The sequence below is a fragment of the uncultured Veillonella sp. genome (genome assembly GCF_937981445.1).
Lineage (GTDB): Bacteria > Bacillota > Negativicutes > Veillonellales > Veillonellaceae > Veillonella_A.
Map to the genome: position 1 here is coordinate 1 of NZ_CALJON010000053.1, position 23878 is coordinate 23878.

Here is a 23878-nt window from a genome sequence, read left to right on the forward strand (position 1 = left end):
CATTTAGCTCATTTATATATAATTGGTATTTTTCACCATCTTTTTTACTTCCAATATTTGTCTTCGTTACATACCCAACTTCATCACTAACAACATGAGGTGCTGCGCCGCGTGTTCTATTCATAGAACTTTCACTCACTGGGAATATTATATATTCCTTTTCTTGTAGAAAACGGCTAGATACATATTCTCCTTCGTGATTTAAAGTCACTTCAAAAATATCATTCTTCCCTGTTGCACGTTTGCTATCATGGTATAAAGGTAATATACATGGCTCTAAAACAGACTGAGATACATCTATTAAACCTTGTTGCTCTGCATTATTATAAGTATCTAATAATGCTCTTAGTAAATTCATTCAACATCACACTCCTCATACCAGTTGTATTCCTGATTAACCATTTTTACTTTACTAAAATTAACCTTCTGATATTCACGCAAATTATGTGAGATCTTACATTCTTCCGGCCGTACAAAGTTAATCTTTCCATTCATCATAAATATAGGTGTAAAATTAGAATATAAACGATTATCTTCATATGTTTTCTTCCCCGTACTTTCCCCAGGATATATAAACGAATGAAACATAATCCCCAAAGAAATATCCCCCTTATATGCAGTTTCTAGTTGTTCATACTCTGATTGCTTTAATCGTTCCACATGTGCAATACATTCTCTTGCACCTAAAAACACATCATGTCTTCCACCTTTTTTCATAGAACGTAAAATAATCTGCTCATGTTTGATTTCATTCCAATCAGCTTCCAATTCAGGATAAGCCTTATTCCACTCAAAATGATATTCAATAGCATAGGCTACATTTTTTAAATATGTAACATAAGTCAAATCTTTTTTTTGTAATCCTGTTTTTGTATCATTTGTTCCTAGTGGTAATAAAACCCCTTTAGTTTCCATAGCTATAGGCTCTAATACCTTCACACTATCTATAACATAGTAAATACTTGGTTTCCAATAAACTGCTTCAACAATACCTTTTAGTGCCTGATATGTAGGCACTTGGTATGTAAATTTCTCACCTCCACCTTTTGACATAGGGTCAGTAAATAAAGCATACTCTCCAAACACTTTCAAATAAAATGGATTTGATTTAAACATGAGATCCTCTCCTTAGTATATTAAATTGTCAAATTCTCCCTTTTTTAGTCCAGTCTTCAAATTATATCCTTCAGTTGATAAAATACATATCTTCTTATCTAATTCAAAATGCAAATATTCTTCATAGCTAGATACTGCATTTTTATGTATCGAAATTGTATATGGCTGTAACTGTTTTAGAATATGCTTTAATTGCCCATAATATTCTACATTACAATAGTCACTAATTTTATCAACTAATATGTATAGCTGTTCCAACAGTCGATGATTATTATAAGGAACTATCGCCGTTATGGATTGATCATCAATTAACTTAAACTGTTCTCCTGCTAACTTAAAACTTTGTTTTAGAGCTCCTTTAATTCTATTAACAGAATGATTCTGTAAATAATATTCACATATACGCCTATTAGTGCTTAATAGCTCTAATAAAGTCTGTTGAATAAAGCTCTTTTCTAATGGATAAGATAACTCCAAAGAGTTATTATTAATATTTTTATATAACCTTTTATAATACTCATCCAACAACATATATATAGAATTCGTCATCTCATAGCTAGAATCCTCTTCACAATATTTCAAATTGTTTTTATCTATATTAGTTAGTGTAAGTCTAGTAGCTAAGCATTCACTTTGGAAAATCGATAAGTTATGTAAATTGGATTCACTATATTCCATCAAATAAACAATTCCTTTATCTTTTAATTTTCCCTCACGATTACATCTCCCTGCTGACTGAATAATACTTGATATTCCAATTAGGTCTCTATATACAATATCGAAGTCTACATCCACCCCAGCTTCAATAAGTCGAGTACTTATACAAATTAAAGGTCTATCACTTTTTTTATCTCTAATTTTTCTTAAGTGTAGTTTTATTTCTTCAATAAAATCTAAGCGATGAGCTGCGCACTGATTAGTAGTTAAATAATATAACAATGGTTCAAATTCGCTCTCAATCCCCGACACATCGCCTGCACTATCAATATATCCAGCCATAGAATCCTTTTCAGATACTTCATTAAACTTTCTAGATAGTGCATCATATAGTTTTTCTACAGCCCCCTTTGTATTTAAAACTATAAGTATACTTTTCTTGGACTTTAATCGTTCACATATATGATTAACTAGTTCATCAGTTTCTAATTGTTTTTGCCAATCAAGCCCTAATAGACTTCTATATATAACACGAGAAAATACATTGCTATTACTATATTCCCTACTAGTCAACTCTGTGATTTCTTGATATTTACTTGTCCCTACAAAATCCTCAGCATCCCCTGTTAATCCATATATACAAGGATGCTTTAAGACTTCTTTTCTATCATAACTAGGTGGCGTAGCTGTACAATGAATCAATGTAACATTCATACACTTTGTCAAAAAATTCATCATTAAATTATAAATATATACTGTATTTGCTGGTAAACTCTGTATTTCATCAACTATAATGGTTGAATTAATTAATTTTGCAAATCGCCTTATTTTTGAATAAAGTATTACTTAGTTGCACAACTGTTGTTAAAATTACTGGTGCCTCCCAACTTTCTCTTAAGTAAGTAGCAGCCCCATAATCTTCTTTTTCAGTATTAACTCCATACATATTATTCATATCAGCATCTTCTGTATAGAGATTATCATCCACAATATTACTATGGTGCTCTAAAATATAATCATCATTACCTATATCTTTACCATTATTTGTTAGAACATTCCGAATTTGTCTAGCATTTTGCTCCAATACAGATAAATAAGCGGTAGTATAAAATATACGAGACTTCTTAAAACATTTTGCATTTTCTGTCGCAAATCGAAATTACCACTTCTACAAATAGATGCTTTATCTAATACCTCTTCAGCTAATTTATTTCTTACAAAATTCAACTCTGATTGAGTCCCTTGAGTCTGTAAAGACTTATAAAAAATATTTGTTTGATTAGATAGTTTATCCCATACTTCTATTAACTCTTTGTCTGTATATCTTTTATCAACAATCTTTCTTCCAAAATTTGCAGAGTCATAAATATCGGATTCTTTTAAAATTGCCAGCACGACCCTCATCATACAACCTTCGTAAAAAGTTTGTGCAATTTTCTTATCTGCTTTCGACATTTCTTCATTATATCTAACTAGAAGCTCTTCCTTTAAATAATTCCACTGAATAAATTCTAAAAATCCCTCTAGATAAATATCTACTAAAGATTTACCATATATCTCTTGAATTACTTTATCCCATTCTTGAAAAAATCGCTCTTCCCCTATCTTTTCTTCTGTTTTATCTCCATCATAATCATCTAAGCGCCGCTCTACATTCAAATTTTCTTCAGTAACTATATCAAATAAACCATGATGAGCTAAAATAGCGTAAATTAATATTTCGTTATATAAAGATCGTGCTCTCTTTTCTTCTTTTAACTCTACGTTCGTTGCTATAATATTTGATACTAAGTGTGATATTTTTTTATCAATCTAGCACCTGTTGTGGAGTGAATAACCTTCTTATTAGTACCTTCACAAATATATTCCTGAAATGAAGGTCGATATTTTCCGGCATCATGTAATAATCCTAGTAAAAAGCACATATGAGGTATACCTATAGATTTCCCCATATCTTTAGCATATGTAGCACAATTTAATAAATGTTCAATTAGTCCTTGCCTTTCCCCTGACCCCTGCTTAATATGTGCAACTAAATCATGTATATCCATCATAATAAACTCCTTATGTATTTCTAAAATTTCTACACAAAAAGCACCTTCACTATAGTTAAATCTCATAACTACAACAAAAGTGCTTTTATTTAAAGTAATTTATATAATACTAAGTATTCAATTTGAAGCATAATATGTCTATATTGATTTACATAGCCCAGAAATAACATCATATCAAACCTTTCCAAGAATCCATATTATGTATTTCAAGTATACCATTAAAGTACTACTATAACCAATGTCATTCGCTGATTCTTATAAATCACCTTAACATTGGATTAGCTTAAATATCAGTGCATAGACGCCTCATACGCTTACCTATTCTTCCCCACCTCCCTCAGTCCCCCTTCAATAAACTGAAACAATCCTCGCTGTGCTTCCAGCCACGCATCACTACGCTCCCAATTATGTTGCTGATTCACTGCATATAAGCCTTGCACGCAAAAAAGAAATATGGATTCGCTTAATGCACGAGGTAAGTTAATCTCTTTCATAAGTGTTTCTACCTGACGGTCTTTTTCTTTTAAATATAAGCTATTAATAATATATTCACTCAAGCTTTGATCTTTAAACACAGGAGTATATTTACTATCATTAGCCACCCGTTGGCATAAGGGTAATTGAGGGAATATGGCATCATAGGCTTCACTGATGTGTGCGTATTAGAAGAATCTGCTAATTTTAATGGTGTGACAATTACTAAGCGCTCTGGCTCTCATGGAACCGCCGAAATGTATACAAATAAAGTACTCGCTGGCAATCTCGGAGATGCCATGGGTGTTGTGTTCAGCGAAGAAAATGAAAACACGGTGTATTTAATGGGCGATACTATTTGGACCCCCGAAATTAACAAAAACCTCAATCGTTATGAACCCGATGTACTCATTATGAATACAGGCTATGCCAAAGTCTTAGGCTATGATGATAGCATTATCATGGGCACCGAAGATGTAGGTAAAGCTGCTAAACTAGCACCTAAAGCTAAAATTATTACCGTTCACATGGATACTGTAAATCACACCGCTACTAGCCGCGCTGATATGCACAAGTATGTAAAAGGCTCGGAATTAGAAAAACAAGTTACCATTCCTGAAGATGGCGAAACGGTTACTTTATAATTAAAACGTCCCTAACCACTGTTTATACAGTCGGTTAGGGACTTCTTTTAATTCGTTATTGTAATTAGTTTGCTTTTAATTCGCTTTGGCTTTCTCTAGCATTTCACGTAGCACTTTCTCAAATTCTTCTACTGGCAAAGCCCCTGGTAAAGCAACTTGGTCATTTACCACAAAGAAAGGTACTGCTTGAATGCCATACCGAGCGGCCAAGGCCTCTTCTTCACGTACTTCCTTAGCATAAGCATCAGAGGTTAGTACCTTCATAGCCTCTTCTTTGGAAATGCCCACTGACACCGCCGCCTCAACTAAGACCTGGTGGTCTGACAAAGCTTTACTTTCTGTAAAATAGGCTTTATATAAGGCTTCACTAAGAGCATTAGCCGTCTCTGGTGTCTTTGATTGAGCCAATTTCGTTAAGCGATGCGCATCAAAGGTATTACATTTTTTTGCCTTATCATAATGAAAATCAAGCCCAATGGCCTGCCCCATTAAATTAATACCATTAATTTTATCTTCTGCCACCTCACGAGACATACCATATTTTTCAGCAAAGAAGTCTACGACTGACACATCCATAATAGCAGGTGCATCTGGATCAAGCTCGAAGGCCTTCATCGTAACAGTAAAGTCCCCTTCTCCTTTTAATTTTTGAATTGCCGCTTCTAAGTGATTACGTCCAATATAACAAAAGGGACAAGCATAATCTGACCAATATATAATTTCCATCATAACCTCCTATAAATAAAGAGAATTTTCACTTCAAAACCAATGGCATACTGTACTCACATACCATTACCTCAAAATCATAAATGTCTAAGCCCTCATACGCATTCTACACACTCATACCTTTAGCATAATTATTGTATAGCTCTTTATAATAGCCGCCTTTTTCTAATAATTCATCATGTGTGCCTTGTTCCACAATCTGCCCATCATTTACAACGAGTAGAAAGTCTGCATCACGGATGGTAGACAAGCGATGGGCGATTACTATGCCCGTACGGTCTTTTAAGAGCGTGCTCATAGCCTTTTGCACTTCCACTTCTGTGCGCGTATCTACATTCGCTGTCGCTTCATCTAAAATGAGTACACTCGGATTCATCAAAAAGGCCCTTGCAATAGTAATCAACTGACGTTGCCCTTGAGATAAATCATCGGCCCCATTCTTTAATATCGTATCATACCCTTGTGGCAATGTACGAATAAAATGGTCAGCCATGGCTAATTTTGCCACTTTTACAATATCCTCACGACAGGCATCAGGCTTACCATAGGCAATATTATCTGCAATGGTACCCGTGAAAATCCACGTATCTTGCAGTACCATGCCCACCGTTTGGTGCAATGCCTGACGAGACAAGGAACGAATATCAATGCCATCAATGGAAATGGTGCCGCTAGAAATTTCATAAAAACGCATGATTAAATTCACCAAAGTAGTTTTACCAGCCCCAGTAGGACCTACAATGGCCACTAAACTGCCACAAGGAATGGTAAAGCATACTTTATCTAATAAAAGTTTATCTGCTGTATAGCCAAAGCACACATTATCAAAGGTAATAGTGCCTTTAGGCGCCCCGGACCAACACTGGTTGCCTAAGTCCTCTTCTTCTGGAGTATCTAAAATCTCATAAATACGCCCTAAGGCTGCTTGAGTTTCTTGGAATTTTGTTAAAATATAGGAACTTCGCGATATAGGATCACTTACCTGTGTCACATAGAGGAAGAAGGCCTGAATATCACCTAGGGTAATTTGCCCGCGCAATACAAATAGGCCCCCCTGAATGGCCACTAATACATAGCCGATTTGGTTCATAAAACTTACCAAAGGCATAATAATTTGTCCCATAAAGCCTGCCTTACGTTCTGTCTTAAGCAAAGTGCCATTTAGGCCCATTAATTGTTTCGTCATGATGGCCTCTAGGCTAAATGCTTCGATGATTTGTTTACCAGATACAACTTCCTCAACGCCTCCATTAAAAGCACCCAGCGCTTCTTGATGACGCAAGTAAATAGAGCGCGCCCATTTTGAAGTGAAAGACAAACAGATAATGCCCACTACGATAACACCAATAATGATGGCCGCTAAGGTAGGGCTAATAAGAATCATCATGGTAACAGCACCGGCAATGCCAATAAAAGAAGAAATGAGCCCAGGAATCCCTTCCTTTAGCGTCTCGCTAATCGCATCTAAATCACTAGTCAAGCGACTCAATAAATCCCCTCGATTACGGGCATTTACATAAGACATAGGAAGTCTATATAAATGAGCACTCACTCGCTTGCGCAAATCCAGTACCATGGCCTCTGCAACGCCACCCATTATATATTCGCCTATATACGTACAAATAGCATGGGCCCCATAGAGCGCAATTAAACCTAAAATAATCGAATCAGATTGGTCCATGATGGTGCCAATATATAGTCCCTTTGCTAAACCACTTACAATGGCATCCACAAACTGACCTAATAAACGCGGTGCTGTCATTTCAAATAGGGCCGCCCCAATAAGGACCAGCACTAAAAGGAGGAGTAAGGCCCATTGATCTCGTGACTCGCTCAAAAATCGTCTAAATAATCTCATAGTGCCACCTCCTGAGAGGCTACAATTTGACGGTAAATATGACATGTTTCAACTAATTCTTCATGTGTACCATAGCCCACAGCTTGCCCCTGATTTATGAGAAGAATGGCATCAGCCTTACGTGCAGCACTTACTTTTTGCTCTATGGAAATAAAGGCACGCTCTTTATGTTTAGCCAATTCCTCGTCAATGGCTTGTCGTACCTGTTGTTCTGTAGTTCCGTCAAGGGCAGAAAAGCTATCGTCAAAAATTAAAATCTTCGGACTGCGCAGTAAGGCTCTCGCCATAGCTAAACGCTGCCGTTGCCCCCCAGATATATTAGTACCACCTTGCGATAATTGATGCTCATAAGTGTCTGGGAGTTTCATAATAAACTCCTTAGCTCCCGCTAATGTACAGGCCTTATCAATATGAGCTAAGGTAATCTCTTGATCCTTCCTAGCGCCATAGGAAATATTTTCTGCAATAGAACCAGTGAATAAATAGGCTTTTTGTGGCACATATCCAATATATTCTCGAAGCGCTATTAAGTCTTGCTCAAATAAATTCTGTCCAAACAGCTCAATGCGCCCTGATTCAATAGGGAAGAGACCTAATATTAATTTTGCAATGGTACTTTTCCCTGAACCAATATCACCCATAATAGCCAAATGCTCGCCTTCATGCAAATTAAAGGATACTTCGTTCAAAGCGGGTTCCTCAGCGTGGTCATAGCGGAAGGTAACATCCTTAAAAGATAAAATAACAGGTCGTTCTGCTAGCCCTCCTTCAGTAGGATGTGATGCTTTATTCACACCTAGAAGATTCTCATTCGTGCTTAGAAGGTTTCCATTTGTGCCTAGAAGATTTCCATTTGCGCCTAGCGTAGCTCCATTCGTGCGTAAAAGAGCCCCTTTTACACTAGGATTGGTCGGATTATATTGAAGAATTTCTTGGATTCGATGATAACAAATTAAAGCTTCTGGTACATCAAGCAACACGAATACAGCCATAAGGAGATTTAACAAAATCAAAGTGGCATACTCGATAATTGCCATAATATCACCAATTTGTAATGTTCCGGCGCTTACATTATAGCCCCCAGCCCACAATATAATAACAGTGCTCAAATTAAATATAATCAAAATACTAGGCAAGCCTATCGCATAGGTCCGTGCTAAGCGTGTATTTTCCCCCGCCATATGCGTAAAGGCGGAAATCTCGCGATTATTTTCATCCGTACTGCGGTTAAAGGCTCGTATCACCGACATACCTAGCATATGATCGCGCACTAAGTCAGTAATACTATCAATTTGTAATTGTACCCGCCGTACAATGGGCAATGCCTTCTTTTGAATCAAGGCCATAATTGTAACCATAATAATCATAATCACTAAAATCACAAAGCCCAGTTCAGTACTCTTATAAAAAGTCAGCCCTAAGCCACCAAGTATCATGATGGGCATAGGTAAAATTAAATTAATCCCTTCTGCCAAAACAGATTGTATTTTCTCCACATCTCGCGTAGTCCGCATCAGTAATGTGCCAGTACCAAATTTTGAATAATCCGATAAGGAATAGGCCTGTAGCGCCTGTACTAAATCAGCACGAAGGGCAAAGCTAATACGGGACGCAATGTGTGAACTCATATATACGGCGAATAAAGCACCTATAACAGTAACTAAGGATGCCCCTAGCATCTGCGTGCTCAATGAACCTATGACATCCATATTACCTTGTAGTACACCATTATTTATAATAAGTGCCGTCAAAGTTGGCACAATAAGCGCACTCGTTACATGAATCATAGAAGCAATAGCAACTAATATAATACTCCCCACTAAGGGTTTTATATATTTATACATATAATGAATTTCATAACTCCTTTCCTATGTCTGTGCGTTTATAATGGTTAGCAAATGCATGCTAAGCTAACCAATTTATTACACTTACATCGTACATCTCATCGTACATCTATATCTTTAATATTGAATTTTCTCTATACGGTTCATGTATCATATTACCGCATTAAAAATGCTTTTACAACCTTTTCCTATATAAGAAAAAAGCTATAACGCCATGGATTCATCACCATTTCGTTATAGCCCTTATGGAAACTAACTCAGTCTATATAGAAATTATCTCATTCTATATAGAAACTGTCTCACCATAAAATTGTATTGCCTGTACAATAAAACAATAGTGTTAAATACGAAATTAAAGCAATTGTTTTACTGTAGCTGCCTTAACAGCGAGTACACGAGTTAAAAATGGAAACGCTGCTTGCATTTCATCAAACACAGGTCCTTCCGTAATAAAGGACGCTGTGCCTTCAACGCGAAATCCAGTCCCTTGATAGCCATTAAAACCTTCTACTTCACGAGCCCCTAACGTTACAATAATACGATTATTGACTTTTAAATCCGCTTCTGTACTTGTCATACCTGCAGCGGGTAACAAAATAGTATCTTCTTTGATTTTTAAATAAGAGTTCCAAGTATTGGTCACATGTGCTTCATCATGACTCCAAGTCGTGAGGGACACAACGCCTTCGTGATTTAACACATCAAAAAATTTCTGTGGAAACATTATTTATCTCCTTTTATATAAAACAAACATAATAATTACAAAACATATGTTTATAGTATAGCATATTTTAATGATAAATAATATCATTATTTATCTGAAGCCTTACTTAGCATGATTCAAGAGTTCCTTAGTAAAATAAGAAAACCTAGGCAAATACATTACCTAGGTTTTTTACTCTCATTATTTTTTACAATCCCTATTTATATACACGCTCTATCTAGATACACGCTCTATCGAGACACGCGGTCGGGTCCATATTGATTAGGCCCAACAGTGCCTTCTTGGAATAAAAGTAACATAGATGCAATAAATTGTACCATTATAGCTATAGTGTAAAATGTATCAGCACTACTATCAAACCAAGATTCTAACTCTACATTAGGAGAGCAGGCTATAATTAGCACGGTCAAAGCTAAAATACCAATGAGAGGCATACCTAACTTATTCATGCCATCTAAATCTAAAATGCGTCGGAAACTAAGACATAACTAGGAAGCCCCATACACCATAGTTATAAGGAAGAATACAATTTTCCCGCCTGCATCTAAATAACCAAAGAATGGATCACCAAATAATTCGCGCACCACGACTTCTAAAACAAGATAAATAACTTCGATTAAAAGAAGTCGTTTAAAATAACGCATGCGATTTAAGCGTCCTTTAAAAGAGAAAAAGTGATCTACCACACTCTCATCATTCATAGTAGGGCTATAAAATTTCATATTCTGAATATACTGATTTAAAGCCTGCGCACTCTCTTGGGCTAATTTTTGCCCATCTTGCATCAATTTCTCGCCACTTTGCTGTATATCATCCAGCGTTTTCTGCGCATTGGCATTAACCCCTTGATTACCTGGCGCTGCACTAGCATTGCTATTAACATTGCCATTAGCACTGCCGGCTCCAACATTTTGATGATTCCCCATTGCGCCCGGCGCAGTCCCCGAAGCATTCGCCCCTGATACGGAGGCGTCCATATCTACAGGTGTACCACAATGATTACAGAATTTACTACCTGCCTCTAAGGCATTACCACAATTCGAACAAAATTTACTCATACCAATCCCACCTCGCTCTTACAAGTATCTGACCGCCGTCAAAACTCATTGCATAACAAATGATTCTAATCTTTAATCAAGCTCATTGGGATGTAAAAAAGCACTCACTTCTACTTGAAGTGCTTCAGCTATATCAAGCAATAGGTCTACAGAAAGACTTTGCCAATACTGTCCTCGCTCAATACGACTGAGGGTGCCACTACTAATTCCTATCCGCTCTGCTAACGCACTTTGCGTTAGGCCTCTAACCGATCGGCAATAGGCAATTTTAGCGCCAATCAATCGATGAGCATTGCCGTGTTTAGCTTCCAATACAACTCACCTCGAAATATACAACCACTTAGTAATATTATTACAGAAATTTGTATATTCAACATAGGCGTACTAAGTCATATTTCAATCACAACAAGCTCATTTTTAAGCGTACAGGGATTAACTGCAAAATTCAAGATAGATTATTAACATTTGCAATGAATAGTCAACTAAATTTTATAAGGTTTGTGTACCAATAACCACCTTATAACCGTTCGTATGAATATTGCTATTCGTACTATCTTCATTGTCTAGCTTTGTTATATACGAATCGCCTGTTACATTCCAAGTAGACTTATTATCTAAGGAAAGCTCCATCTTTTTGGCCTCTTTTGTTGGATTAAGAGCACCAGTTAAAGTCGAAGCTTTTAATGCTACTTGCACTTTACTCTTCGGCTCGGCTACAATCGTCCCTGCTAAGTTCTCATTCTCAGCTTTAAGCTCTAATTCACTACTCCCTTTGCCAGCCCATTGCCCTTGTCCTACCGTGGCCAAGAGCTCACTATGAGGCATGGAAATAATGGTATCTTTTAGCTGTACTTGTCCCTTCGTATTCTGCACTTCAATGAGTGGTTCTGCGCCCTTTACATCAATACGGCCACCTTGAATCATTAATTTACTTGTTCCCGATTTAGCCAGGCCCAATTCACTGTCATAAAGAACAAAACCACCGTTACCTACAATCTGACTATTAATAATCTTTACTTCACTAGCCCCTTCAATCATGGCCAGCTGCGTATTGGATTGCCCCTTTACCTGTTCGAGTTCGACTTCATCGGTACTATACACTAAAGGCGATGCCACGCCAGAGGTCTGCAAATTCATATGGCGTATTTGTAACTGCCCCTCTTCACGATCAATGGCAAGCGCCGGGGAATAATTCCCCGACGTGTTAATTTGTCCTCCGTCTATAGTAACGCGGCCTTTGTAGGCTACATTAATTCCTCTAGAATATGTGCCAACTGTATTAATGGTCACATCTTGCCCTTTTACTTGTGACTCTTTGCCACTTGCTACTAGGCCACTCGCACCGGTTCCATTGGTCTTTATAAGGGTATTTTTTACTTCAGCCTTACTATAAGGTGCTACTAAAAGGGCTGCATTTTGTCCTCGCCCTAAACTCTTTTCTAATGATGAGGCGGCTCCAGATTTAGTAAGCGTGGCTCCTTTTAAATTAGCCTTGCCCTTCTTCTGTACTAACACAACATTTTCGTCCTTATCAGAATTAGCTAGCGATTTTTTGATCGTTTGTCCACCATTTACTACCTTTGTGGCTTTAAATTTATAATTAGAGTCTACCTTTTTACCTTCTTTGACTCCTTTTTGAGAGTCACTAACTAAACCTAATAATTTACCAGCCATTTTCAAAGGATTCAAATCAATACTCGGTAAGGATGGTACAGGAATCACCTTCGCTGCTAAAACTGACTCCCAGCCATAGGCTGCTACCATTTGCCCTGGGACAAACGGCCCCGTGCCCAATAAAGCGATGGTAATACCACTCACTAACAGGCGCCGTTTTATTTTATTTTGTAAATGCATAAAACACCTCACTACATAGTTCATACACAAGCAGCCCTTCTGACTGCTTATGTTCCTTCTATTGTACCAAGGTCCCGCCTATTTTAATAGAACTATTTTATTAGCCCCTATGCAATTGTTGTTTACAAATTCCATAACATTCTGTGTCGAGTTTTACTTATAGCGCTGTGTAGCCATCTCTAAAATAGCTCTAAAACATCTGTAGAGTAGTTCCTGTACCTTTTGGATACTGCGTCTAAGCAATCTACAATTGTATCCATAAGTTTCAGTTAGAGATTCACTAAATAGCCAAACTATGCGTAAAACTATGATTCATTATTTCACAATGAGTTTTTCTCTATTCGCCTATATTATGCTATTTTTAACATATATACATCATAAATTTGCCTCACCATATAAAAGTGAATGTTTTATGCCAATAAGCAAAAAAAGACATTTCTAATATATTCCTTAGAAATGTCTTTTTATTATATATGAACTACAATTATATATTATTATACAAACTAACAATCAGCCTGATTATATACTGCTTCAAGGCATATTATAAGTAAATATTGCCCCCCGGTCCCAATGGCCAATCAAAGAATACCCATACAGCAATCATGATAATCCAAACGATGGCAAAGCTAAAGGAATAAGGAATCATATTCGCAATAATTGTGCCCATCCCTGCATCCTTTTCATACTTTCGCACGAAACCTAATACTAATGGGAAGTAATAGAATAATGGAGATAATGGATTAGTAATAGAATCCCCAATGCGATACGCCACTTGTGTCAAAGCAGGATCATAGCCGAGCATCATCATCATAGGCACCATAACAGGCGCTAAAATCGCCCATTTAGCCGAAGCAGAGCCGATAAAAATATTTACAATACAGGATACAATAATCAAACCAATAATCAATGGAATGCCCGTAAAATTCCAAGCCTGCAATGTTTCAGCCCCTTTTATAGCTAGCACAGCCCCTATATTAGACCAATTAAAGTAACTAGTAAATTGAGCGCAGAAGAAACAAAGCAAAATATATGAGGAAATATCTTTAAAAGCTAGTGAAATATCGGCAAACATGTCTTTGTCATTTTTGTACTTACCAGAAGCAAAACCAAATACACAACCTGGTACAAAGAGGATAATCGTAACTAGCAAAATAATCCCTTGCATAAATGGCGATTTACCATCCATAATAGAGCCTGTTTTAGGGTCCCCTAAAATCGGATTGTCCCCAATACAAAGCAATACAATCACTACTAAGGTAGCCAATAGAGCCCACAATGAAATGGTCACAGCACGGCTCTTTTTCTCCGTTAATTCAAACGATTCATGATCGAGTTCATACCGATCTAGATTGTCATTGGAAAAGCGTGGCGCCATAATTTTTTCCGTTACAACTGTACCTGTAATGCTTAATAAAATACAAGATACTAAAAGGAAATAATAATTGATTGCCGGAGAGCCCGTGTAATTAGGATCTACAATATGTGCTGCCGCTTCTGTAAAACCATAGGCTAGTGAGTCAGACATACCTAGCATCATATTAGCACAAAATCCAGCTGCCACACTAGCAAAGGCTGTAAACACACCGAGCAATGGATTGCGACCCATGCCTAAGAAAATGGCCCCTGCTACTGGCGGAAGTACTACGAAGGCCGCATCACCAGCCACATTGCCATTAATGCCAATAAAAATAATTACAAAGGTTACCATGGCTTTTGATGCATCACCTAACATCTTTTGCATAAAAGCAGATAAGAAGCCACTTTTTTCAGCAATCCCGGCCCCAATTACGGCCACTAATACCATGGCTAAGGGTGCGAAGGTAGAAAAATTGTTTACAGCTTTCCCCCAAATCTCGCGGAAGCCGTCCACAGATAAAAGATTAACAACCTTAATCGTCTTATGCGTACCAGGATGCACTACTTCCACTCCCATATTAGCCATAATAGCTGAAACTACAATTGTCAAAATAGCTAATATAATAAATAAGGATACAGGGTCCGGCAATTTATTGCCCACTGATTCTACACCACTTAAAAATAATTCCATAATCGTTTTTTTCTTTTTTACATTAGATTCACCCATAATATCCCCTCCTAAACGGTTTATAGATGATAGATACTTAATTACGTCCGCATAGTTTATAAAAATAAGGAATCCAATCAATGTAGTGTACTTCTATACAATTTGTACTCATCCTTTGATTAGATTCCTCTTTGAATCATTATTATGTTTTTTTAAGTATTTATACATCTATACTATAGAATATATATTAGCACTCTTAACAGTCCCTGTCAAGAATACATTTGTTTGTGAATCTAACTTAAAAAGTCCTGGAATGCCCTCATAGAACTTAGCTCCATCCCCTTATATGCGGTAGTTTTATGAGAATAAATCACTAAAAAAATCTCCTAGTGCATCGCCCGCATCACTGAGTGTGTCACCATCGAGAACTTCATCAGCTAAATCCTCTACAGCATCTGTCGCATCGTCTAATACATCTTCCACCATATCACTGGCATCAGCTAACATATCCTCGGCGTCATCAAAAACATCGTCCATAGTATCACCTATGGATTCAGCAGCATCGGACAAATAATCGCCCGCCGATTCAGTCGCGTCAGCTACCATGTCTACAACGCCATCAGCAGTATCTGCCACCGTATCACCTACCAGCTCAGTGGTCCCGAAAACAGCGCCACTAGCATCAGCCAAGGTATTGCCTACATCATCTAATGTATCACTTACTGTATGGCTAACAGAATATCCAGAACCACCATCATGGAGCATATCTCGTACCACACCGCTGGCCACGCCAGCGGCCGCTCCAGCCACAACAGCCTGCCCCCAATTCGAGGCACTCCCTGATGCCGCCTGATTAGCCAATGAAGCACTACCAGGTGCTGCAGTGCCGAAATTTTGCCCTGCTTGCTGAGTTCCCATGGCCATTCGCCCTGTACCACCAAAGGAGTTAATCGCCCTGCCATTGAGTGCCGTAGCAGCATCTACTTGTTGAATCGCTCTTTGAATACTATCAATCGATTCATATAGATGAGCTAAGGTTAGCAACAAGGACGCTTTTACATCATGAGTATCAGCGTTACCTAATAGTCTTAGGGCCTCACGATACTCTGGCAAAGACCTGTGTTCAAGTAATATACGCTCTGCTGTACCTACAGCGCTTAATCCTTCTGTAGGTGCATGACCTTGAGACATAGTCCCCATATGAGGTCGCCCCGTACTAACTGGAGCCCCATTAGGTACAGCCCCTGAATTTGACAGAGCTGCCCTCATTGGCATAGCTCCCTGAGCTGACAGAGTAGGATTTGCTGACGCCATTGGTGGTGGCGCCATTCGAGTTAATACGCCACTATTCACAGGGCTGGCAACTTGGGTAAATCCACCCGCTGGTGTCCCCCCATTTGCTGGCATAGCCCCTTGATTTGCCATATGGTTCACTACAGGATCCGCAACTAGACGTTTGCCACAACCTGTACAAAATTGCGATCCTTGTTTGATTGGTGTTCCACAAGATGTACAAAATTTCGCTGTTCGATTCATGACCTCACCCATTCCCTTCCAAAACTTGTTCTTTTATCAGTTTCTTACACAATACCACTTCAAAATCCATAAGTCATTTTATTTCTGACTTCATCTTATATTTATACTTTATATTATAAGCTACTCGCCCTCTTAATGCTATACATACTGTGCCTAGTAAGCATATATATATGTTTAGTCTTCCTATATATGTGCTTATTTTCCATATATACGTGATAATAGTCATATATGAGTTTAATATAAGTCACATCATGTATATGGACTATCTAATAAATTTCATTTATACTATTATTAACAAGTATTTCTTCATTTTATTTTTATTTTATTCTATGTAATGCTCTTGTTTTTTAGCTCTATTTTATCAGTTAGTCCCCCTTATAAAATCAGGGCAAAGAACAGGCTTAGGAAGGAGTTTTCTATGTACTCATTAACTCGTCTTCAATCTCATCGAAAATGGCGCATGTTACTCTGCCTCACCTTACTGATTGTGATTACAGCGCTTATTGCCGGTTGTGGCCATGATAAATATGTCAAAATCGTACGCGAAGGGTCATTCTATAGTTATCCTAACATTCCTATAGGCAAAGCCTTTGATAATTTCTTTGACGATAGTAAATGGAAATCCTTTACTACCGATGATAAAGAAAGAGTCGTAGAGTTCACCGGGAAATGTCTCTTCCTAAATAAAAAAGCAGATGTAAAAATCCAGTTTACAATTAATAAAGATGAAACATTTAATGTAAACTATGCGTCCCTTAATGGTGAGTCAATGCCCGATTTATTTTATAGTGCTTTCATAGAAAAAGTTATGGAATCGTATAAAAAATAACACCACATGCCACTACTGTTTTGTAGTGGCATGTTTTTATTTCATCTATTATTGGCCTGCACGCCACAGCTCGTCTGGTCCCCAGATTACTACACCAGGTCCTTGGATAATCGAAGCTTTCACCATCGCCTTAGCCACCACCTCTGTGGGCATAGGCTTTAAATGAGGGAACAAACCAAATTCATTAAGCTTTTCTAGAATTTTAACTGAAATCCCTTCACCAAACCATTTTTTATTCACCTTACGAATTAGAGATGGCGGTTGCACAATAGTCGTTTTTGTAAAATGTAATTGCTTAACGGCCTCTTCTAATTGCCCTTTCATGCGTAAGTAGAAAAATTTTGAATCTGGTGCAGCTCCCACAGAGGAGACTAAAATATAATGACCCACACCATGCTGCCTTGCAACTTCGGCAATTTGAAATTGGTAGCTATAATCGACTATCCACTGCGCTTCCTTGCTTCCTGCGGCTTTACGAGTTGTGCCTAAACAGGAATACAACACATCGCCATCAATTAAGTGGCCCCATTCATTAATCCGATCAAAATTAACTACATGCGTTGTTAATTTACTATGACTAACACCTAAACTGCGGCGCGCCAAAACAATGATTTCATCATATCGATCATCCATCAACAATAAATTAAGTACATCTCGCCCCGTTGCGCCCGTGGCGCCTACTACAATGGCTTTCATCTAGTACACCTCTCTTTATATATTATGTTATCTGACAAAGTATATATTATATTAATTCGCTAAACTTAAGAAAAATTCCTACCCAGCATATGGGGACTCTTTCAGACCTTCAGCATATCCTAAAAGCACTTTAGACTTCCTAAAACGCTTAAGCATAAAAAATACCCTCATTTTTTCGTCTGTACGGCCAGGAAATATTTGGGGAGGTATAAACACTCTAGGGGTAGGCCTTATTATCAAGATACTAGTAATCACCCATATAAGAAACCTTAGAAAATTTTGTGCAACAAAAAAGCCACGGTATAAAACCGTGACTTATATCAGGACTAATTTTATTAGTGATTTCTAAGAATCCTTTAAGTCTTCGTAGTCGCTTTGGAGACACATTGTTAAGAACTTCCGCTTCTTTTCCCAGCTTCTGTCTTTTATCATTCTTCCTATTTTTCCCCACTGGCGTTTTCGATTTATTTCTGGAATTCCGATTTCCCTTGCGATTACCTGTGCTAGACATATTGCTGCTAGATGAGGAAAATAAATTCCCTCCATTAGGAGAGGTGAGCCATCCTTTAAGTCTGGCATCTCTTTTCTTGCTACATCTATTATAGGTTGAATCATATTTTCAGGTGCGTCCCATTCATCACGCAACCATGTAGAGAACTTTTTCATTACAATATCTATTGGATTCATGTTAGACCTCCATAAACACAACCCTTATATTGTAAGTGTATCGTACCTTCTAACATAAAACAAGCTACTTTAATGGCGGAGGAGGGTGAGAGTGCCCCTATTAAATGCATTAATTACCGTACTTCTTAACTAAATTATTCGTCATAGGGGCAGTCGTAGGGGCAAGCTATTTTCCCTTTATCGGCTCACCATATAGTCGCTTCATTCCATCATAAGTAACTAACCACACACTGCCACTTTTTCTACACTCATCTTTGCTAAATCTAGGTGGATTCCCTTTCTGCCCAGTGCAAGCAAATTTCAAAGTACTTCTATTTACGCCCCACATCTCTGAAGCTTCACCAATAGAATAAACTTCGTCTATAGTCATTTTTACTGTTTACTCCTTTTGTAAAAATTATATCCTGCCAACCCCAATATAATAACTGTTATAATTTGTATCCCAAGTGTTAAATATTGCATTTTTTAATCTCCTTGCTGTATAATTGAGTTAGGAAGTGGAGGGGCTTTCACCCTCCGTGCTTTTCTACTTTTTAGAAGCCTTGTAAATTAGTATTGCAGCCGCCAAGTTGATTATACTAGTTGCAAGGCTTATTATTTTTTCTATGTCCATCGGTATCACCTCCTTCCTACAATTACATTATATAGCCATTTGGCTATATTGTCAATATTTTTATTTAAAATTTAAACAAAAAAATCGCCCACAAAGCTAGATTTATTCTAACCTTGTGGGCTTTTTAACATTACCATTGAGCAATAGTAGTCAAAACTGTTGCCCCTTTTATTTTACTGCCTTTCATGTGAACTAAAGCTTCTGTCCGTCCTGCCTGATAACCTATATTGTAATAAGTTTTATCTTCTAAATAAGTAGCACCAACCTTTATTTTATGTCCTTTGTTAAGATTTATTTTATATACATCTACAGTCTGCCTATCTTCATTTTTAGTAATTACCGTTCTATCTGTTTTTTCTAAAGCTTGTTTAGGTAGCTTCTCATCTTTTTCTTCAATAAGTTTTTGTGTGACTATAGTCGCTCGATCTAAATTAGATGCTTTAACTGCAAATTGTGCATCAGGACTTCTACTTTCTGTTTTTATTATTTCTGTCCTAATCTCCTTGGCTTCTACTTTATTTACATCTATAGCTTTGGCAAATTCATTTAGTGGTGCCTGTCTTACAATATAATTAGTAATTACTTTTGGCTCTTCTTTATTTTTTTGAGCATATGCAAAAATCGCCAAAATTGCGATTAAAGTGGTAATCACAATAACAATATTTTTCCAATACTTTTTTAGCCAACTAAGACATGTATTGTACCACATAATCCGTCACCCCTCTTGCCAACGCCTTAGCTGCTTCATTTTGATTAATCGGATTTCGTAACCATTCTTCTTCAACTGGATTACTAATGAAAGGCAATTCAAATAAAGCTGCTGGCATCATTGTATTATTTAATACATAGAGGCCTGCTTCTTTGTCAACATCACCATCTGACCAATCTGCCCTAACATCAAGACTAGGGAATGTTTCAGACATTTGTGCCATCAAGCAACTTGCAAAATTATCTGCATCAGTCCAACCATGACTTGTATATACTTCAATTCCTTTTGCAGATTCATTGAAACTATTACAATGAATCGACAAAAATAAATCATAATTGCCTTCATTTGCAGTAGCACAAATAAATTCTAAAGAATCATCTTGAATATAATCTGATTCTACCCCTGCATCAATTAAATACTTTTGTACCAGACCACCTACAGCAGCTACTACATCACACTCTCTCAATCCTGTTGGCCCAACTGCACCAGGATCTGGATTCCCTAAATATGCATGACCTGCATTAATTAAAATTTTCATATAAATTACCCCTTTCTACAATTTAATTTTATGTTCAATCTTATCTCTAACTAATTCTAAAAAACGCCCCATGGACTGATTCCCACCATCACGCAAATTTTCTAGAATACTCAAAAACTCTGATGAGCCTAAGTACAACCAAACTAAATTAACTGCAAAACTTTTTTGCTCACTCATATAATCAAACAAAAAAGCAGCCATAGTGGCTGCAACATATGTCAGTACTTTTTTGACAAATCCTTTTCTCATATACTCACTTTTAATTAATCCCATTTCAAATGCCGTGGGAATCGCACGGTACTTTTCCCAAACAGCAATACCAATAGGATTATACTTATATTGTTCAATTAACATTTTATAAGCTATACTAGCCCATTTTGTAACTAAATCAATACATACAAGCAGAATAAATATCCCTAACACTTGTACATGCTTTAAGCCAATCAACCAGATTGCTATTGCTGCCACAATAGATAGTGCACTTTTTACCCACCAGGCACTAATTAAAGAATTCCACATTTCCGAAATCATAGTCATTATTTATCACCCTGTTTATCATCTACTTTTTCAACTGTATTTTTTTCTTCAATTTGATTAATAATGCATTCTTTATTAATACATTTATCATCCACCAACTTATGAGCGCAATAACCGCATCGTTTACTAGGTTTAAACATTTTCAATTTCCTCTCTTTCTTCTTTATACGATATTTGTAATTCTTCAAAATCATGTTGAATGCTTTCTTCAGCAACTGTATCACCTTTTAAACGTGCAATCATTAAAGCATCACTTAAATCTTTTACAGCTGCATTATATTCATTTTCTAGTTCTGATATTTTCTGCTGCTGTAATTCTTCTTTTGATACTTCATCAGGCTCTCCAACAACAATTTTTCCGCTTTTTACTACATACTTCTCTAATGGATTAGATAATTTTACCCAATTATCTTCGTCAGTAACTAAAAAATCATTGTCTGGATATTCCTTCTTAGCAAGTTCAATTGTTTTTTCTTCAGTCTTTGCATGTATCCCTACGAGATACGAAGAAATTCTTTTTTGCTCTCCTTTTTGATTAGGTTTAGATAAAATATTTACATATATATTTTCACTCAAATTAATCATTCCTTTCTGGAGGTAAGTAAAAATGAAATTACCCAATAATTACGGCCAAGTGTGTAAATTATCAGGCGCTAGAAGACGACCTTTTATGGTAAGAAAAACTATAGGCTATGAAAATAACGGCCGTGCCATTTACCATATTATTGGTTATTATCCAACTAAAGCTGATGCATTAGATGCACTTGCTAAATTTAATAGTCAAGATATACCTCAACCAAGCATCACCTTAGGAAAGATATATAAGACTTGGTTTCCAACTCACTCAAAACATGTTAGTCCATCTACAGCCAATGGTTATATTAATGGTTTACGTCATTTAGGGGCTATCGCAACTATGCCAATTAATACTATTAAGTACAGACAATTACAAAGCGTAATAGACAACATGATTAATGCTGGTCTATCCTACGCTAGTCTAAAAAAAATTAGATCACTAATTAATCAACTATATACATATGCATTAATCAATGAATGGACTGATAAAAATCTAGCCACTTACCTAACCATAGGCAAGAATACACCAGTACGCCCACATAAACCCTTTACCACTGCACAAATCAATAAACTATGGCGTTGCCAAAATCCTAATGCGTATCTGCCACTTATAATGCTTTACAGCGGTATGCGGTCAACCGAATTGCGACATTTAAAGCGTACAGATATTAATATCAAACAAAAGTACTTTGACATTAAAACGTCCAAAACTAAATCGGGAATCAGGATAATACCAATACATGAACGAATATGGCCACTCATCCAGTCTCTACTATCAAATAACACTAAATATTTACTTGGTGATACTATCCCAACCTATGCACAAATATCACGCAGATTTAAGTCAGTTATGTCTGATATTAAAGCAACTCATACAACTCACGATTGTAGGCACACATTTGCGACTTTACTTGACAATGCCAACGCCAATTACAATGCCAAAAGACGGTTACTTGGCCATGCTGCCAATAATGTAACAGATGGCGTATACACACATAAAACACTATCGCAACTACGCAAAGCGATTAAGTTGCTTAAATAAGGCCCTTCAAGTCTGGCTGCTCGGATAGTAAGTCGTCTATAGTTTTAATATTAAACGAAAAATCAGCTACAACAGGCGCTCCATTATAATTAAAAATAACAAAACTATTAGAGTTATTATGATTATTCATGAACTCATTCATCAACTGCTCCATGTTTGGTGCGTTACGTAAATCAACAATAATGCTGTGTCCATTAGTATCTATGGAATCAAGCTCGTTTGTTCCAACATCAAGCACTCTGATTTGATGTTGTTTTGCGATTGTTAACTCCTTAGTATCTAATGTACTAGCGTCAACTATACGTTTAATGTCACCAATTTTTAATACAGTTGCTTGGATTCTAAATCCATCCAAACGCATCATAAATACTGTTGCATTCCCAAAGTCAATAATTACCTTATCTCCTACAAACTCTAAATTTTCGTACGGTTCTTTTACACCTTAACTGCCTGTAATTTAGAGGTGATAGTCCGAGGTAACCACAATCTGATTAAATCATCTCCAATTACCTGACAAGTTGCTTCAAGGTCTAACTTATTTATGCCGTAACAATGTCGAGCTCCAAATTTAAAACGATAGTCTGATGCCTTTCCATTTAATCCATCTAACTTAAAGGTAACATCAAAGTCGTCTCCTTGATTAATAAATAAATTATGCAATTTACCTCCTCCTTATGCTGTAAACATGTATATTATCAATTAATTGATAATATAGCCAGCAGTCGGTAAATCATCATTTACAACTGCTTATAATTTGTTGATTATCTGAAAATTATTATGCTTAAATCCCTCCTTTTTCAGCTTTCTCTTTATCCAAGGTATAAAAGTAACAGCAACTACAGCGGATAGACTAAATGATGGCTACTCTGAGGGTCAAACATCGATAACATATCCTATACAATTAAATAAGTTTTTAGGGCATGTTTCAGGCCTTGTGGATAGCTCTGAAACATTTATAGAGCAAGCATCATTTAAGGTCAATAATAGTAGTGCTGTCGCTTATTTACATGCGCTCAATAGGACAAACACAGAAATATCAGCATGGTTATATGTATTTGGCACTAATTAAGTAGCCAAGGTGGA

The 23878-nt window shown here is 36.9% G+C and carries 30 protein-coding genes; 3 read left to right on the plus strand and 27 right to left on the minus strand.

Annotated elements, in window-relative coordinates:
- The 7 genes from Q0376_RS08495 to Q0376_RS08525 form a co-directional block, all read right to left on the minus strand.
- Positions 1 to 358, minus strand: a 358-nt coding sequence (locus tag Q0376_RS08495; protein ID WP_298706515.1) for a type I-C CRISPR-associated protein Cas8c/Csd1, incomplete at its 3' end; no start/stop codon positions are given.
- Positions 355 to 1116: a type I-C CRISPR-associated protein Cas5c gene (gene cas5c, locus Q0376_RS08500; protein WP_298706517.1), complete on the minus strand. Its 762-nt coding sequence runs from the start codon at positions 1114 to 1116 to the stop codon at positions 355 to 357. The genes cas5c and Q0376_RS08495, both read right to left, overlap by 4 nt.
- A gap of 12 nt (positions 1117 to 1128) precedes the next feature.
- Entirely contained in the window at positions 1129 to 2487 is a 1359-nt protein-coding gene (locus tag Q0376_RS08505; protein ID WP_298706518.1) for a hypothetical protein, read from the minus strand.
- Between the two features lie 88 nt (positions 2488 to 2575).
- On the minus strand, positions 2576 to 2857 hold the full coding sequence (locus Q0376_RS08510; RefSeq protein ID WP_298706520.1) for a hypothetical protein: 282 nt from the start codon (positions 2855 to 2857) through the stop codon (positions 2576 to 2578).
- Entirely contained in the window at positions 2821 to 3432 is a 612-nt protein-coding gene (locus Q0376_RS08515; RefSeq protein WP_298706522.1) for a hypothetical protein, read from the minus strand. The genes Q0376_RS08510 and Q0376_RS08515 overlap by 37 nt, the downstream gene beginning before the upstream one ends.
- A gap of 128 nt (positions 3433 to 3560) precedes the next feature.
- Positions 3561 to 3893, minus strand: coding sequence for a CRISPR-associated endonuclease Cas3'' (locus tag Q0376_RS08520; RefSeq protein WP_298706524.1), 333 nt, complete (start codon positions 3891 to 3893; stop codon positions 3561 to 3563).
- Between the two features lie 248 nt (positions 3894 to 4141).
- The gene (locus Q0376_RS08525) at positions 4142 to 4402 is read right to left on the minus strand and encodes a hypothetical protein (protein WP_298706526.1); all 261 of its coding nucleotides are present in this window, start codon (positions 4400 to 4402) and stop codon (positions 4142 to 4144) included.
- A 45-nt stretch (positions 4403 to 4447) separates the two neighbouring features.
- Here Q0376_RS08525 and Q0376_RS08530 point away from each other — a divergent pair, with 45 nt between their 5' ends.
- Positions 4448 to 4945 carry an MBL fold metallo-hydrolase gene (locus Q0376_RS08530; protein WP_298706529.1) on the plus strand — a complete coding sequence of 166 codons (498 nt, stop codon included), beginning with the start codon at positions 4448 to 4450 and terminating at the stop codon, positions 4943 to 4945.
- A 75-nt stretch (positions 4946 to 5020) separates the two neighbouring features.
- Here the strand turns inward: Q0376_RS08530 and Q0376_RS08535 are convergent, their stop codons facing one another.
- The 10 genes from Q0376_RS08535 to Q0376_RS08580 all read right to left on the minus strand — a co-directional run bounded on the left by Q0376_RS08535 (position 5021) and on the right by Q0376_RS08580 (position 16568).
- Complete coding sequence (locus Q0376_RS08535) at positions 5021 to 5671, minus strand: DsbA family oxidoreductase (protein ID WP_298706531.1); 651 nt, start codon at positions 5669 to 5671, stop codon at positions 5021 to 5023.
- A 106-nt stretch (positions 5672 to 5777) separates the two neighbouring features.
- A complete protein-coding gene (locus tag Q0376_RS08540) occupies positions 5778 to 7529 on the minus strand; it encodes an ABC transporter ATP-binding protein (protein WP_298706533.1) in 1752 nt (583 codons plus the stop codon).
- Positions 7526 to 9373, minus strand: coding sequence for an ABC transporter ATP-binding protein (locus Q0376_RS08545; RefSeq protein WP_298706534.1), 1848 nt, complete (start codon positions 9371 to 9373; stop codon positions 7526 to 7528). The genes Q0376_RS08540 and Q0376_RS08545 overlap by 4 nt, the downstream gene beginning before the upstream one ends.
- Before the next feature lie 352 nt (positions 9374 to 9725).
- Positions 9726 to 10097, minus strand: a complete 372-nt coding sequence (locus Q0376_RS08550) for a pyridoxamine 5'-phosphate oxidase family protein (RefSeq protein ID WP_298706536.1) — start codon at positions 10095 to 10097, stop codon at positions 9726 to 9728.
- A gap of 230 nt (positions 10098 to 10327) precedes the next feature.
- On the minus strand, positions 10328 to 10546 hold the full coding sequence (locus tag Q0376_RS08555; RefSeq protein WP_298706538.1) for a hypothetical protein: 219 nt from the start codon (positions 10544 to 10546) through the stop codon (positions 10328 to 10330).
- Positions 10547 to 10585: 39 nt separating this feature from the next.
- The gene (locus Q0376_RS08560; RefSeq protein WP_298706539.1) at positions 10586 to 11155 is read right to left on the minus strand and encodes a zinc-ribbon domain-containing protein; all 570 of its coding nucleotides are present in this window, start codon (positions 11153 to 11155) and stop codon (positions 10586 to 10588) included.
- Positions 11156 to 11227: 72 nt separating this feature from the next.
- Positions 11228 to 11467 (minus strand): helix-turn-helix domain-containing protein, encoded by a 240-nt coding sequence (locus tag Q0376_RS08565; RefSeq protein WP_298706541.1) that lies wholly within the window; start codon positions 11465 to 11467, stop codon positions 11228 to 11230.
- A gap of 177 nt (positions 11468 to 11644) precedes the next feature.
- On the minus strand, positions 11645 to 13009 hold the full coding sequence (locus tag Q0376_RS08570) for a hypothetical protein (protein WP_298706543.1): 1365 nt from the start codon (positions 13007 to 13009) through the stop codon (positions 11645 to 11647).
- Positions 13010 to 13550: 541 nt separating this feature from the next.
- Positions 13551 to 15092 carry an AbgT family transporter gene (locus Q0376_RS08575; protein ID WP_298706545.1) on the minus strand — a complete coding sequence of 514 codons (1542 nt, stop codon included), beginning with the start codon at positions 15090 to 15092 and terminating at the stop codon, positions 13551 to 13553.
- Between the two features lie 297 nt (positions 15093 to 15389).
- Positions 15390 to 16568: a zinc ribbon domain-containing protein gene (locus Q0376_RS08580; protein ID WP_298706547.1), complete on the minus strand. Its 1179-nt coding sequence runs from the start codon at positions 16566 to 16568 to the stop codon at positions 15390 to 15392.
- Positions 16569 to 16986: 418 nt separating this feature from the next.
- Between Q0376_RS08580 and Q0376_RS08585 the strand changes: the two genes are divergently transcribed.
- Entirely contained in the window at positions 16987 to 17397 is a 411-nt protein-coding gene (locus Q0376_RS08585) for a hypothetical protein (RefSeq protein ID WP_298706548.1), read from the plus strand.
- Between the two features lie 48 nt (positions 17398 to 17445).
- Here the strand turns inward: Q0376_RS08585 and Q0376_RS08590 are convergent, their stop codons facing one another.
- The 8 genes from Q0376_RS08590 to Q0376_RS08625 form a co-directional block, all read right to left on the minus strand.
- On the minus strand, positions 17446 to 18093 hold the full coding sequence (locus Q0376_RS08590) for an NAD(P)H-binding protein (protein ID WP_298706550.1): 648 nt from the start codon (positions 18091 to 18093) through the stop codon (positions 17446 to 17448).
- 345 nt (positions 18094 to 18438) lie between these two features.
- Positions 18439 to 18780 carry a hypothetical protein gene (locus tag Q0376_RS08595; RefSeq protein ID WP_298706552.1) on the minus strand — a complete coding sequence of 114 codons (342 nt, stop codon included), beginning with the start codon at positions 18778 to 18780 and terminating at the stop codon, positions 18439 to 18441.
- Positions 18781 to 18946: 166 nt separating this feature from the next.
- A complete protein-coding gene (locus Q0376_RS08600; RefSeq protein ID WP_298706554.1) occupies positions 18947 to 19150 on the minus strand; it encodes a helix-turn-helix domain-containing protein in 204 nt (67 codons plus the stop codon).
- 373 nt (positions 19151 to 19523) lie between these two features.
- Positions 19524 to 20102, minus strand: a complete 579-nt coding sequence (locus tag Q0376_RS08605) for a hypothetical protein (protein WP_298706556.1) — start codon at positions 20100 to 20102, stop codon at positions 19524 to 19526.
- Positions 20080 to 20640, minus strand: a complete 561-nt coding sequence (locus tag Q0376_RS08610) for an N-acetylmuramoyl-L-alanine amidase (protein WP_298706558.1) — start codon at positions 20638 to 20640, stop codon at positions 20080 to 20082. The genes Q0376_RS08605 and Q0376_RS08610 overlap by 23 nt, the downstream gene beginning before the upstream one ends.
- Positions 20641 to 20655: 15 nt before the next feature.
- A complete protein-coding gene (locus tag Q0376_RS08615) occupies positions 20656 to 21171 on the minus strand; it encodes a phage holin family protein (protein WP_298706560.1) in 516 nt (171 codons plus the stop codon).
- A gap of 5 nt (positions 21172 to 21176) precedes the next feature.
- Complete coding sequence (locus Q0376_RS08620) at positions 21177 to 21317, minus strand: hypothetical protein (RefSeq protein WP_298706562.1); 141 nt, start codon at positions 21315 to 21317, stop codon at positions 21177 to 21179.
- Complete coding sequence (locus Q0376_RS08625; RefSeq protein ID WP_298706563.1) at positions 21310 to 21753, minus strand: hypothetical protein; 444 nt, start codon at positions 21751 to 21753, stop codon at positions 21310 to 21312. The genes Q0376_RS08620 and Q0376_RS08625 overlap by 8 nt, the downstream gene beginning before the upstream one ends.
- A gap of 31 nt (positions 21754 to 21784) precedes the next feature.
- Between Q0376_RS08625 and Q0376_RS08630 the strand changes: the two genes are divergently transcribed.
- Entirely contained in the window at positions 21785 to 22795 is a 1011-nt protein-coding gene (locus Q0376_RS08630) for a tyrosine-type recombinase/integrase (protein ID WP_298706564.1), read from the plus strand.
- Here the strand turns inward: Q0376_RS08630 and Q0376_RS08635 are convergent.
- Entirely contained in the window at positions 22788 to 23159 is a 372-nt protein-coding gene (locus Q0376_RS08635) for a hypothetical protein (protein WP_298706565.1), read from the minus strand. The two genes, Q0376_RS08630 and Q0376_RS08635, sit on opposite strands and share 8 nt — an antisense overlap.
- A gap of 71 nt (positions 23160 to 23230) precedes the next feature.
- Positions 23231 to 23455: a hypothetical protein gene (locus Q0376_RS08640; RefSeq protein WP_298706567.1), complete on the minus strand. Its 225-nt coding sequence runs from the start codon at positions 23453 to 23455 to the stop codon at positions 23231 to 23233.
- Positions 23456 to 23878: the final 423 nt, after the last annotated feature.